The organism is Mycobacterium sp., from assembly GCF_035506235.1.
Classification (GTDB): domain Bacteria; phylum Actinomycetota; class Actinomycetes; order Mycobacteriales; family Mycobacteriaceae; genus Mycobacterium.
Genome location: NZ_DATJPU010000120.1, coordinates 1 through 13,040 on the forward strand (window position 1 = coordinate 1; position 13,040 = coordinate 13,040).

The following is a 13,040-nucleotide window of genomic DNA, read 5'->3' on the forward strand; positions in this document are numbered from 1 at the left end:
GGACATGGCCGGCGGGCTGAGCGGAGGTGACGAGGCCGCGCGCGCGATCATGACCACCGACACCGTGCCGAAACAGGTTGCGCTGCATCACCCCGGTAACTGGACGGTCGGGGGCATGGCCAAGGGCGCGGGCATGCTGGCGCCGTCGCTGGCCACCATGCTTTGCGTGCTCACCACCGACGCGAACGTCACACCCGCGGCGCTCGACCGGGCGCTGCGCAACGCCGCCGCGCGCACCTTCGACCGGCTCGACATCGACGGCTGCTGTTCGACCAACGACACGGTGCTGCTGCTGGCGTCGGGGGCCAGCGAGATCACCCCGGTCCAGGCCGATCTGGACGCGGCGGTGATGCGGGTCTGCGACGACCTGTGCGCCCAGCTGCAAGCCGACGCCGAGGGCGTCACCAAACGCGTCACCATCGCCGTGACGGGGGCCGCCTCCGAGGACGACGCGCTGACCGTCGCGCGGACGATCGCCCGCGACAGCCTGGTCAAGACGGCGGTGTTCGGCTCGGATCCCAACTGGGGCCGGGTGCTCGCGGCCGTCGGCATGGCGCCGGTCACCCTCGACCCCGATCGAATCCGGGTGTCGTTCAACGGTTCCGCGGTGTGCATCGACGGAGTCGGCGCGCCCGGCGCTCGGCAGGTGGACCTTTCGGGCGCCGACATCGAAATCACCGTCGACCTGCGCGTCGGCGACTGTCGCGCGGCCATCCGAACCACCGACCTGTCCCACGGCTACGTCGAAGAGAACTCGGCCTACAGCTCATGAGCCTCCGCGTCGACGCGCTGCCCACCGGAGTCAAAGCCCAGGTGCTGGCCGAGGCCCTGCCGTGGCTCAAGCAGCTGCACGGCAAGATCGTCGTCATCAAGTACGGCGGCAACGCCATGACCGACGACAGGCTGCGGCACGCCTTCGCGGCCGACATGGCATTCCTGCGCAACTGCGGCATCCATCCCGTCGTCGTGCACGGCGGCGGCCCGCAGATCACCGCGATGCTGCGGCGGCTCGGCATCGAGGGCGACTTCAAGGGCGGATTCCGCGTCACCACACCCGAAGTGCTCGACGTGGCGCGGATGGTGCTGTTCGGGCAGGTGGGCCGCGAACTGGTCAACCTGATCAACGCGCACGGACCGTACGCCGTCGGCATCACCGGCGAGGACGCGCAACTGTTCACCGCAGTGCGGCGCAGCGTGACGGTCGACGGCGTGGCCACCGACATCGGGCTGGTCGGCGACGTCGAGCTGGTCAACACCGCCGCGGTGCTGGATCTGATTGCGGCGCGGCGCATTCCGGTGGTGTCGACGCTCGCGCCCGACGCCGAGGGCGTGGTGCACAACATCAACGCCGACACCGCCGCGGCCGCCCTGGCCGAGGCCCTGGGAGCCGAAAAACTGTTGATGCTCACCGATGTCGAGGGCCTCTACGCCAGCTGGCCGGACCGGGGTTCGTTGGTCAGCGAAATCGACACCGCCACACTGGCGCAACTGCTGCCCACGCTGGAGGCGGGCATGATCCCCAAGGTTGAGGCGTGCCTGCGGGTCGTCACCGGGGGCGTGCCCAGCGCGCACATCATCGACGGGAGGGTCGAACACTGTGTGTTGGTCGAGCTTTTCACCGACGCGGGCACCGGAACCAAGGTGGTGAGCGCATGACCGCCACGGATGCCATGCGAAAGCGTTGGGAAGCCGTGATGATGAACAACTACGGCACCCCGCCGGTGGCTTTGGCCAGCGGGGACGGCACCGTGGTCACCGACGTCGACGGCAACACGTACGTGGACCTGCTCGGCGGCATCGCGGTCAACGTGCTCGGGCATCGCCATCCGGCCGTCATCGAGGCCGTCACGCATCAGATGGCGACGCTGGGCCACACCTCCAACCTGTATGCCACCGAACCGGGCATCGCGGTGGCCGAGGAACTGGTGTCCCTGCTCAGTGCGGACGCCCCCACGCGGGTGTTCTTCTGCAACTCGGGCACCGAGGCCAACGAGCTGGCTTTCAAGCTGTCGCGGCTCACCGGTCGCACGAAAGTTGTTGCCGCGCAAGAGGCTTTTCACGGCCGCACGATGGGCTCGCTGGCGCTGACGGGGCAGCCGAGCAAGCAGGCGCCGTTCGAGCCGCTGCCCGGCTACGTCACGCACGTGCCCTACGGCGACACCGACGCGCTGGCCGCCGCGGTCGACGACGCCACCGCCGCGGTGTTCCTCGAGCCGATCATGGGGGAGAGCGGCGTCGTCGTCCCGCCCGAGGGCTACCTCGCCGCCGCGCGGGACATCACGGCGCGGCACGGCACGCTGCTGGTGCTCGACGAGGTGCAGACCGGAATGGGCCGCACCGGAGCCTTTTTCGCCCACCAGCACGACGGCATCACCCCGGACGTGGTGACCATGGCCAAGGGACTCGGCGGCGGCCTGCCCATCGGGGCGTGCGTGGCCGTCGGGCCGGCCGCCGAACTGCTGACCCCCGGCCTGCACGGCAGCACCTTCGGCGGCAACCCGATCTGCGCCGCGGCGGCGCTGGCGGTGTTGCGGGTAATAGCCGCCGAGGATTTGGTCCGGCACGCCGAGGTGCTGGGCAAGTCGGTGCGCCACGGCATCGAAACGCTGCGCCACCCGCTGATCGATCACGTGCGCGGCCGCGGATTGCTGTGGGGCATCGTGCTGACCGCCGAGGTCGCCAAGAACGCCGAGGCGGCCGCGCGGAACGCCGGATTCCTGGTCAACGCCGCAGCGCCGAACGTCATCCGGTTGGCGCCGCCGCTGATCATCACCGAAGCCCAGCTCGACGGCTTCATCGAAGCGCTGCCGGGCATCCTCGACGCGGCCGGGGGCCGGCATGCCTAGGCACTTCCTGCGCGACGACGACCTGTCGCCCGAAGAACAGGCCGAAGTGCTCGAGCTGGCGGCCGAGCTGAAGAAGCATCCGTTCGCCCGTCGGCCGCTCGAGGGGCCGCGCGGCGTCGCGGTCATCTTCGACAAGAACTCCACCCGCACCCGGTTCTCGTTCGAGATGGGCATCGCCCAACTCGGCGGGCACGCCGTCGTCGTCGACGGTCGCAGCACCCAGCTGGGCCGCGACGAGACGCTGGGCGACACCGCCCAGGTGTTGTCCCGGTTCGTCGAGGCCATCGTCTGGCGCACGTTCGGGCAGGACCGGCTCGAGGCGATGGCCGCGGCCGCGAGCGTGCCCGTGGTCAACGCGCTCTCCGATGACTTCCACCCCTGCCAGGTGCTGGCCGACCTGCAGACCATCGCCGAACGCAAGGGGTCGCTGAAGGGCTTGCGGCTGTCCTACTTCGGCGACGGCGCCAACAACATGGCGCACTCGCTGATCCTCGGCGGGGTTACCGCGGGCATCCACGTCACCGTCGCCGCGCCCGACGGCTTCGCGCCCGACCCGGCGCTGCTGGCCGCCGCACGGCGGCGCGCCGACGCGACCGGCGCGTCGGTCACCGTGACCGCCGACGCCGACGCGGCGGCCAAGGGCGCCGACGTCGTCGTCACCGACACCTGGACGTCGATGGGCCAGGAGGGCGACGGGCTGGACCGGGTGGGGCCGTTCCGGCCCTTTCAGGTCAACGCGCGACTCGTGGGGCTGGCCGATCCGGAAGCCATTGTGCTGCACTGCCTTCCGGCCCACCGCGGGGAGGAGATCACCGACGAGGTGATGGACGGGCCGGCCAGCGCGGTGTGGGACGAGGCCGAAAACCGGCTGCACGCCCAGAAGGCGCTGCTGGTCTGGCTGCTCGAGCGGTCCCGATGACCCGCTCGAAGGCCGCCGCCGAAACGACCAGGGCGGGCCGCCAGGACCGCATCGTGGCGATCCTGTCGTCGGCTTCGATCAGCAGCCAAAGCGAGCTGGCCGCACGTCTCGCGGAAGAGGGCATCGACGTCACCCAGGCCACGCTGTCGCGCGATCTCGAGGAGCTGGGCGCGGTGAAGCTGCGGGGCGCCGACGGCGGCGTCGGGGTCTACGTCGTTCCCGAGGACGGCAGCCCGGTGCGCGGGGTGACGGGCGGCACCGCGCGGTTGTCCCGGTTGCTGGGTGAGCTGCTGGTGTCCGCCGACGCGAGCGCCAATCTCGCGGTGCTGCGCACACCCCCCGGCGGCGCCAACTATTTGGCCAGCGCGATCGATCGCGCGGCGTTACCGTACGTGGTCGGCACCATCGCCGGCGACGACACCGTCTTCGTGGCGGCCCGGGAGCCGATGACCGGCGCCGAGCTGGCCGGCACCCTGGAACGCCTCAAATAACGCCTCAAATAAGGAGATTTCATGTCAGAGCGCGTCATCCTGGCGTATTCCGGGGGGCTGGACACCTCGGTGGCGATCAGCTGGATCGGCAAGGAGACCGGCCGCGAGGTGGTTGCGGTCGCGATCGACCTCGGGCAGGGCGGCGAGGACATGGAGGTCGTGCGGCAGCGGGCCCTGGACTGCGGCGCGGTGGAGGCCGTCGTCGTCGACGCCCGCGACGAGTTCGCCGAGGGCTACTGCCTGCCGACGGTGCTCAACAACGCGTTGTACATGGACCGCTACCCGCTGGTGTCGGCGATCAGCCGGCCGCTCATCGTCAAGCACCTGGTCGCGGCCGCCCGCGAGCATGGCGGCGGCATCGTCGCGCACGGCTGCACCGGCAAGGGCAACGACCAGGTCCGGTTCGAGGTCGGCTTCGCTTCGCTGGCACCGGATCTGGAGGTGCTGGCGCCGGTCCGTGACTACGCGTGGACGCGGGAGAAGGCGATCGCCTTCGCCGAGGAGAACGCCATCCCGATCAACGTCACCAAGCGCTCGCCGTTCTCGATCGACCAGAACGTGTGGGGCCGCGCGGTGGAAACCGGCTTCCTGGAACACCTTTGGAACGCCCCAACCAAGGACGTCTACGCCTACACCGACGACCCCACCCTGAATTGGAGCCCGCCCGACGAGGTGATCGTCGGGTTCGAGCGCGGCGTTCCGGTGTCCATCGACGGCAAACCGGTGTCGGTGCTGCAGGCGATCGAGGAGCTCAACCGCCGCGCCGGCGCGCAGGGCGTCGGGCGCCTCGACGTCGTCGAGGACCGGCTGGTGGGCATCAAGAGCCGCGAGATCTACGAGGCGCCGGGGGCGATGGTGCTCGTCACCGCCCACACCGAACTCGAGCACGTCACCCTCGAGCGCGAGCTGGGCCGGTTCAAACGGCACACCGACCAGCGCTGGGCCGAGCTGGTTTATGACGGGCTGTGGTACTCGCCGCTGAAGGTCGCGCTGGAGACCTTCGTCGAGAAGACCCAGGAGCATGTCTCCGGCGAGATCCGGATGGTGTTGCACGGCGGGCACATCGCGGTCAACGGCCGGCGGAGCTCCGAATCCCTGTACGACTTCAACCTGGCCACCTACGACGAGGGCGACAGCTTCGACCAGTCGGCGGCCAAGGGCTTCGTCTACGTGCACGGGTTGTCGTCGAAGATCGCCGCGCGCCGGGACCAGCAGTGAGCGCCTCCCACTCGCGACCTGGGGGTACCTCCCACTCGCGACCAGACGCGAAAGCCCCCGACACGCCGGGCGCAGACGGGCCTTTGTGTCTCCTCGCGGGGGAAAAGTGAGCACTCGCGAGGGGTCGCTGTGGGGCGGGCGGTTCGCCGAGGGCCCGTCCGACGCGCTGGCGGCGCTGAGCAAGTCCACGCACTTCGATTGGGTGCTGGCGCCCTACGACATCGTCGCCTCGCGGGCCCACACCGTGATCCTGTTCCGGGCCGGACTGCTGAACGAGGAGCAGCGCGACGGGCTGCTGGCCGGGCTGGACAGCCTCGCCGCGGACGTCGCCGACGGCAGCTTCACTCCGCTGGTCACCGACGAGGACGTGCACGCCGCGCTGGAGCGCGGGCTGATCGAGCGGGTCGGGCCCGACCTGGGCGGCCGGTTGCGGGCCGGGCGGTCGCGCAACGACCAGGTGGCGACCCTGTTCCGGATGTGGCTGCGCGACGCGGTGCGCCGGGTCGCGGCCGGGGCGCTCGATGTCGTCGCCGCGCTGGCCGGCCAGGCCGCCGCACACCCGACGGCCATCATGCCCGGCAAGACCCACCTGCAGTCCGCGCAGCCGATCCTGCTGGCCCAGCACCTGCTCGCGCACGCCCACCCGTTGCTGCGCGATGTGGACCGGATCGTCGACTTCGACAAGCGAGCGGCGGTGAGCCCGTACGGCTCGGGCGCGCTCGCGGGTTCCTCGCTGGGCCTGGACCCCGACGCGATCGCCGCGGAGCTGGGCTTCAGCGCGGCCGCCGAGAATTCCGTCGACGCGACCGCCGCGCGCGATTTCGCCGCGGAGGCCGCGTTCATCTTCGCGATGATCGGCGTCGACCTGTCCCGGCTGGCCGAGGACATCATCTTGTGGAGCACGACGGAATTCGGCTACGTCACCCTGCACGACGCGTGGTCGACGGGCAGCTCGATCATGCCGCAGAAGAAGAATCCCGACATCGCCGAGCTGGCCCGCGGCAAGGCCGGGCGGCTGATCGGCGACCTGGCCGGGCTGCTGGCGACGCTGAAGGCCCAGCCGCTGGCCTACAACCGTGACCTGCAGGAAGACAAGGAGCCGGTCTTCGACGCGGTGCGCCAGCTGGAGCTGCTGCTGCCGGCGATGGCCGGGCTGGTGGCCAGCCTGACCTTCGACGTCGAGCGGATGGCCGCGCTGGCCCCGGCCGGCTACACGCTGGCCACCGACATCGCGGAGTGGCTCGTGCGCCAGGGCGTCCCGTTCCGGTCCGCGCACGAGGCCGCCGGGGCGGCCGTGCGGGCCGCCGAGAGCCGCGGCGTCGGGCTCGACGAGCTGACCGACGACGAGCTGGCCGCGATCAGCCCCGGGCTGACGCCGCAGGTTCGCGAGGTGCTGACGATCGAGGGCTCGGTGTCCTCGCGCGACGCCAGGGGCGGCACCGCGCCGATCCGCGTCGCCGAGCAGTTGGAGGCGGTCCTGGCCAGGCGCGCGGAGCTCGGGGACCGGCTAGGGGCCGGCAGGTGAGAGACCCGGGCGTGTGCCCGGCGGTTTTCAGGAGGCTAAACTTTCAGACTTAGGGGATCGAGTTGAACCACTCGGGCTATGTCTTCGTCACCAAGGGATGGGACCCATGAGTGTCATTGCCGGAGTCTTCGGTGCGCTGCCTCCGTACCGCTATTCCCAGCGAGAGCTCACCGACTTCTTCCTCAGCATTCCCGATTTCGAGGGTTACGAGGACATCGTCCGGCAGCTGCACGCCAGCGCGAAGGTCAACGGCCGCCACCTGGTGATGCCGATGGAGCAGTACCCGACGCTGACCGACTTCGGGGTGGCCAACCGGATCTTCATCGAAAACGGCGTCGACCTGGGCTGCGAGGCGTTGTCGGGCGCGCTGGAGGAGGCGGGCCTGCGGCCGGCGGACCTGGACGTGCTCGTCACGACGACGGTGACTGGTCTCGCCTCCCCGACGCTGGACGCCCGGATCGCCGGGCGGCTCGGGCTGCGCGACGACGTGCGCCGGGTGCCGCTGTTCGGGCTGGGCTGCGTGGCCGGGGCGGCCGGCGTGGGCCGCCTGCACGACTACCTGAGGGGTCACCCGGACGGCGTCGCAGCCCTTGTGTCGGTGGAGCTTTGCTCGCTCACCTACCCGGGATACCAGCCGTCCCTGGCGGGCCTGGTCGGCAGCGCGCTGTTCGCCGACGGGGCGGCCGCTGTAGTGGCCGTCGGCGATAGTCGCGCCGAACGGCTGCCCGCCGCCGGGCCGTCCATCCGCGATTCGCGCAGCCGCCTTTACCCCGACTCCCTGCGGACCATGGGCTATGACGTCGGCGCCACGGGGTTCGAGCTGGTGTTGTCGAAGGACGTGGCCAGCGTGGTGGAGCAGTACCTGTACGACGACGTGACCGGGTTTTTGGCCGCCCACGGCCTGGAGACGACGGACGTCGGCGCGTGGGTCAGCCACCCCGGGGGTCCGAAGGTGATCGAGGCCATCACCGCGAGCCTGAGCCTGCCGCCGCAGGCTCTGGAGCTGACGTGGCGCTCGCTCGGCGAGATCGGCAATTTGTCGTCGGCGTCGGTCCTGCATGTGCTGCGTGACACCATCGCCAAACCGCCGCCCAGCGGCAGCCCCGGCTTGATGTTGGCGCTGGGCCCCGGCTTCTGTTCCGAACTCGTCCTGCTGCGCTGGCACTGATGCGGGCTCTCGTAGCGTAAGGCGTTGCTTGTTGTGCCCGGGAATGTGTGACGTGAGGGGCCGCCGATGAACGGCGGCCGGGACGAACTTGTCAGAGCGCTCCGCAGGACGCTCAAGGAAAACGAGCGGCTGAAGCGGGAGAACCTGCAGTCTCTCGCGGCCGCCACCGAGGCGGTGGCGGTGGTGGGGATGGGCTGCCGGTACCCCGGCGGGGTCGATTCCCCCGAATCCCTGTGGGAGATGGTGCTCGAGGGCCGTGACGTGGTGTCTGGGTTTCCGTCGGACCGCGGCTGGGATCTCACGACCCTGTTCGACCCGGACCCCGACGCGATGGGGAAGTCATACACCCGGCGCGGCGGGTTCCTTGCGGATGTGGCCGATTTTGATGCCGCGTTTTTCGGGATCGCACCCAGCGAGGCGCTGGCGATGGATCCGCAGCAGCGTTTGTTGTTGGAGGTGTCGTGGGAGGCGCTGGAGCGGTCTGGAATTGACCCGCTGACGTTGCGCGGATCGTCGACGGGCGTGTTCGCGGGCGTCTTCCACGGTTCGTATGGGGGTCCGGGGCGGGTGCCGGGAGACCTGGAAAGGTACGGACTGCGTGGTTCGACGTTGAGTGTGGCGTCCGGTCGGGTGGCCTATGTGCTCGGGTTGGAAGGCCCGGCGGTGTCGGTGGATACGGCGTGTTCGTCGTCGTTGGTCGCCATGCATCTGGCCACCCATTCGTTGCGTTTACGGGAGTGTGATCTGGCGCTGGCCGGCGGCGTCACCGTGATCGCCACACCGGCGTTCTTCATCGATTTCAGCCGGCAGCGAGCGGTGGCCGCTGATGGCCGCTGCAAGGCGTACGCGGCCGCCGCCGACGGTACCGGGTTTTCCGAGGGCGCCGGTGTTCTGGTGCTGGAGCGGTTGTCTGACGCGCGACGGTTGGGCCACCCAGTGCTGGCGGTGCTGCGCGGATCCGCGGTGAACCAGGACGGCGCCTCGAACGGACTGGCGACGCCAAACGGGCCGTCGCAGCAGCGAGTGATCCGCGCGGCGCTGTCCAACGCCCGGTTGGCCCCGGCGGACGTGGATCTGGTAGAGGGGCACGGGACCGGAACCACGCTGGGAGATCCCATCGAGGCGCAGGCACTGCTGGCGACCTACGGGCAGCACCGGCCGTCGGACCGGCCGCTGTGGCTGGGATCGGTCAAATCGAACATGGGCCACACCTCGGCCGCCGCGGGCGTGGGCGGTGTGATCAAGGTGGTGCAGGCCATGCGGCACGGCGTGATGCCCAAGACCCTGCACGTCGACGTGCCCACCCCGCACGTGGACTGGTCGGCGGGGGCGGTGTCGTTGCTGACCGAGGCGCGCGCGTGGCCCGCCACGGACCGCCCGCGCCGAGCGGGGGTGTCGTCGTTCGGGATCAGCGGGACGAACGCCCACGTCATCGTCGAGGAGGCTCCCACGGAGGTCTCGGCCGAAAGCTCCGCGGCGGACGGCGATGACGCGCCGGTTCCGTGGGTGCTGTCGGCCCGGTCGCCTGACGGGCTGGCCCGTCAGGCGGAGCGTCTGCTGGCGCGGGCGCACGACGACCCAGGCCTGCGCCTGGTGGACGTGGGCTGGTCGCTGGTGTCGACGCGGTCGCTGTTCGACCACCGGGCGGTGGTCGTCGGCGCCGATCGTGACCAGTTGGTGGCCGGCCTGGCGGGTGTGGCCGCCGGTGCGCCCGGCGCCGGCGCGGTTGTCGGCCGGGCGCGGCAGCCGGGAAAGACGGTCTTTGTGTTCCCCGGCCAGGGCTCCCAATGGGCCGGGATGGGCGCCGAATTGCTCGACACGTCAACGGTGTTCGCCGACCACATGCACCGCTGCGAGAAGGCGCTCGCCGAGCACGTGCAGTGGTCGGTGATCGACGTGCTGAGGCAGGCGCCGGGCCTACCCGGCCTCGACCGGGTGGACGTGGTGCAGCCAGCGCTCTGGGCGGTCATGGTGTCGCTGGCCGAACTGTGGCGTTCCGTGGGCGTGGTCCCCGACGCCGTGATCGGTCATTCGCAGGGCGAGATCGCCGCGGCATACGTGGCGGGAGCGCTGTCGCTCGAGGACGCCGCGCTGGTCGTGGCGCTGCGCAGCCGGTTGCTGCTGGACTTGTCCGCCGCGGGCGGCATGGTCTCGCTGGCCTGCGGCGTGGCCCGCGCCCGAGAGTTGCTGGCCCCGTGGGGCGATCGACTGAACGTGGCCGCGGTCAACGGTGTCTCGGCGGTCGCGGTGTCCGGTGAGGCGCAGGCACTGGCCGAGCTGCTGCACCGATGTGACGCCGACGGGGTCCGTGCCCGCGCCATCGACGTCGACTACGCGTCCCACTCCGCGCAGGTCGACGCGATCCGCGAGCCGCTGGCCGAGGCGCTCGCCGGTGTCGACCCGCGGTCGAGTTCGGTCGCGTTCTTCTCCACCGTGACCGGTGAGCTGATGGACACCGCCGGCCTGAACGCCGACTACTGGTTCCAGAACATTAGGGAGACGGTGCAATTCGAGCGGGCGGTGCGCAGCGCGTGCGCCACAGGGTACCGGGGTTTCGTCGAGTCCAGCCCGCATCCCATCCTGGCCTCCGGCATCGAGGAGGTGCTGGCGGACTGCCACTCGGGTGACGACGCTGTCGTGATCCCGACTCTGGGTCGTGACGACGGCGGGCTGCACCGGTTCTGGCTATCCGCCGGTCAGGCCCATGTGGCGGGTGTCGGCGTGGATTGGCGCTCCGCCCTGGCGGGCTTCGGTGGCCGTCGCGTGGATCTGCCGACGTACGGCTTCGTCCGGCAACGCTTCTGGCTACCCGGCGGGTACGCCGGGTCGGGGGACGCCGCGACCATGGGGCTGGCGCCGGCCGACCACGGTCTGCTGGGCGCGGTGATTCCGCGGCCGGACACGGACGGGATCGTGCTGACCGGCCGGATCTCGACGGCCACTCACCCGTGGCTGGCCGACCACGCGGTGGCCGGGACGGTGGTGTTCCCCGCGGCGGCATTCGTCGAGATGGCCGTGCGCGCCGCCGACGAGGTCGGGTGCGCGGTGGTCGAGGAGCTGACGCTGTCGGCGCCGTTGACCCTGCCGGTGGGCGGCGGCGTGCAAGTGCAGGTGGTCGTCGGCCCCGATCGTGGCGCCGGGCAGCGCGAATTCTCCGTGTATTCCCTTGCCACCCAACAGGACTGGGTGTTGCATGCGCAGGGGTTGCTGGGCGGCGGACTGGTCGCGGCGGTCGCGGGCATGTCGGTCTGGCCGCCGGCGGGGGCCTCGCCGGTGGACGTCACCGGCGCCTACCAGCGGCTCGCCGAGCGGGGCTACGAGTACGGTCCCGCCTTCGCCGGCCTGCGGGGGATGTGGCGGCGGGGTGACGAAATCTTCGCCGATGTCGCGGTCCCGCAGGACGGCGAAGCCCCGGCCGGCGGATTCGGCATCCACCCGGTGCTGCTGGACGCGGCCCTGCACGCGCTCGGCCTGGGCGGCGAGTCCGACCAGATGGTCCTGCCGTTCTCCTGGCAGGGCGTGTCGCTGCACGCGGCGGGGGCCGCGCGGGCGCGGGTCCGGATCGCTCCGGCGGGGGCAGGCGCGGTGTCGGTTGAGATGGCCGACGCGGCCGGCCTGCCGGTGCTGTCGGTCGGGTCGTTGTCGATGCGCCCGGTGTCGGCCGGGCAGCTGGCGGCCACGGCCGCCCCCGTGGGCGCGCTCGAGGGGCTGTTCGAGGTGCGGTGGACCCCGGTCGCTCGGGGAGCCGACGGTTCCGCCGACGACGTCGCGGTGTGGGACTCCCGGCCCGCGGGCGCGGACGTCGTGCGGTCGGTGCACGCGGCCACCGCCGAAGCGCTGGGCGTGCTGCAGTCGTGGCTGGGCGGCGACGGCTCCGGCGTGCTGGTGGTGCAGACGCACGGGGCGGTGGCGCTGCCGCGTGAGGACGTCAGGGATTTGGCCGGCGCGGCGGTGTGGGGGCTGGTGCGATCTGCGCAGGCCGAACATCCCGGCCGGTTGGTACTGGTCGACTCCGACGGGTCGGTGGAGGTCGGCGCGCTGACCGGCTACGGCGAACCCCAGTTGACGGTGCGGGCGGGCGCGGTGTACGCGGCCCGGCTTATGCCCGCGAACGCGGAGTCGTTGCTCAGGTTGCCGCCGCAGGGGTGGCGACTGGACGCCGGACCCGGCGGCACGTTCGAGGACCTGGTGGTTACCCCCGCCCCGCGGGTGGAGTTGCAGGCCGGGCAGGTGCGGGTGGCGGTAGCCGCGGTCGGCGTCAACTTCCGCGATGTGCTGGTGGCTTTGGGCATGTACCCCGGCGGCGGCCAGTTGGGGGCCGAAGGCGCCGGCGTGGTCGTCGAGACCGGTTCGGCTGTGACTCGGTTGGCGGTCGGCGACGCCGTAATGGGGCTGTTGGGGGTGGTCGGCTCCGAAGCGGTGGTCGACGAGCGGCTGCTGGTTCCGGTGCCGGCCGAGTGGTCGCCGGCGCGGGCCGCCGGGGTGCCCGTTGTCTTCCTGACCGCGCTGTACGGGCTGTCGGAGTTGGCGGGACTGCGGGTCGGGGAGCGCGTCCTGGTGCACGCCGCCACCGGTGGCGTCGGCATGGCCGCCGTGCAACTGGCCAGGCACTGGGGGGCCGAGGTCTTCGCCACCGCCAGCCGTGGAAAGTGGGACACGTTGCGCGCCATGGGCTTTGACGACGACCACATCGGGGACTCGCGGACCTTGGAGTTCGAGCAGAAGTTCCGCACCAGCACCGGGGGAGCCGGCGTCGACGTGGTGCTCAACTCGCTGGCCGGCGAGTTCACCGACGCGTCGCTGCGGCTGCTGGCCCGGGGCGGGCGCTTCATCGAGATGGGCAAGACCGACCTGCGCGACCCGCAGGTGATCG

The 13,040-nt window shown here is 71.1% G+C and carries 9 protein-coding genes; all 9 read left to right on the forward strand.

All coding sequences use genetic code 11. The annotated features are described in order from the left end of the window. A partial coding sequence (locus VMD50_RS11070; protein ID WP_325427713.1) for a bifunctional ornithine acetyltransferase/N-acetylglutamate synthase occupies positions 1-772 on the forward strand: 772 nt, incomplete at its 5' end. Continuing rightward, complete coding sequence (argB, locus tag VMD50_RS11075; RefSeq protein WP_325427715.1) at positions 769-1,656, forward strand: acetylglutamate kinase; 888 nt, start codon at positions 769-771, stop codon at positions 1,654-1,656. The genes VMD50_RS11070 and argB, both read left to right, overlap by 4 nt. Next, positions 1,653-2,846, forward strand: a complete 1,194-nt coding sequence (locus VMD50_RS11080; RefSeq protein ID WP_325427717.1) for an acetylornithine transaminase — start codon at positions 1,653-1,655, stop codon at positions 2,844-2,846. The genes argB and VMD50_RS11080 overlap by 4 nt, the downstream gene beginning before the upstream one ends. After that, on the forward strand, positions 2,839-3,765 hold the full coding sequence (gene argF / locus VMD50_RS11085; RefSeq protein WP_325427719.1) for an ornithine carbamoyltransferase: 927 nt from the start codon (positions 2,839-2,841) through the stop codon (positions 3,763-3,765). Before VMD50_RS11080 ends, argF begins: the two co-directional genes overlap by 8 nt. Then, positions 3,762-4,256 carry an arginine repressor gene (locus VMD50_RS11090; RefSeq protein ID WP_325427721.1) on the forward strand — a complete coding sequence of 165 codons (495 nt, stop codon included), beginning with the start codon at positions 3,762-3,764 and terminating at the stop codon, positions 4,254-4,256. The genes argF and VMD50_RS11090 overlap by 4 nt, the downstream gene beginning before the upstream one ends. 21 nt (positions 4,257-4,277) lie before the next feature. Next, entirely contained in the window at positions 4,278-5,474 is a 1,197-nt protein-coding gene (locus tag VMD50_RS11095) for an argininosuccinate synthase (RefSeq protein WP_325427723.1), read from the forward strand. Between the two features lie 106 nt (positions 5,475-5,580). Then, a complete protein-coding gene (gene argH, locus VMD50_RS11100) occupies positions 5,581-6,999 on the forward strand; it encodes an argininosuccinate lyase (RefSeq protein WP_325427725.1) in 1,419 nt (472 codons plus the stop codon). Between the two features lie 106 nt (positions 7,000-7,105). Further along, positions 7,106-8,167: a type III polyketide synthase gene (locus tag VMD50_RS11105; protein WP_325427727.1), complete on the forward strand. Its 1,062-nt coding sequence runs from the start codon at positions 7,106-7,108 to the stop codon at positions 8,165-8,167. 66 nt (positions 8,168-8,233) lie between these two features. Further along, on the forward strand, positions 8,234-13,040 hold a 4,807-nt coding region (locus VMD50_RS11110; RefSeq protein ID WP_325427729.1), incomplete at its 3' end, for a polyketide synthase.

Coding starts and splice junctions, on each gene's coding strand:
- argB (WP_325427715.1), top strand. CDS start 769: ATGAGCCTCCGCGTCGACGCGCTGCCCACCGGAGTCAAAGCCCAGGTG.
- VMD50_RS11080 (WP_325427717.1), top strand. CDS start 1,653: ATGACCGCCACGGATGCCATGCGAAAGCGTTGGGAAGCCGTGATGATG.
- argF (WP_325427719.1), top strand. CDS start 2,839: ATGCCTAGGCACTTCCTGCGCGACGACGACCTGTCGCCCGAAGAACAG.
- VMD50_RS11090 (WP_325427721.1), top strand. CDS start 3,762: ATGACCCGCTCGAAGGCCGCCGCCGAAACGACCAGGGCGGGCCGCCAG.
- VMD50_RS11095 (WP_325427723.1), top strand. CDS start 4,278: ATGTCAGAGCGCGTCATCCTGGCGTATTCCGGGGGGCTGGACACCTCG.
- VMD50_RS11105 (WP_325427727.1), top strand. CDS start 7,106: ATGAGTGTCATTGCCGGAGTCTTCGGTGCGCTGCCTCCGTACCGCTAT.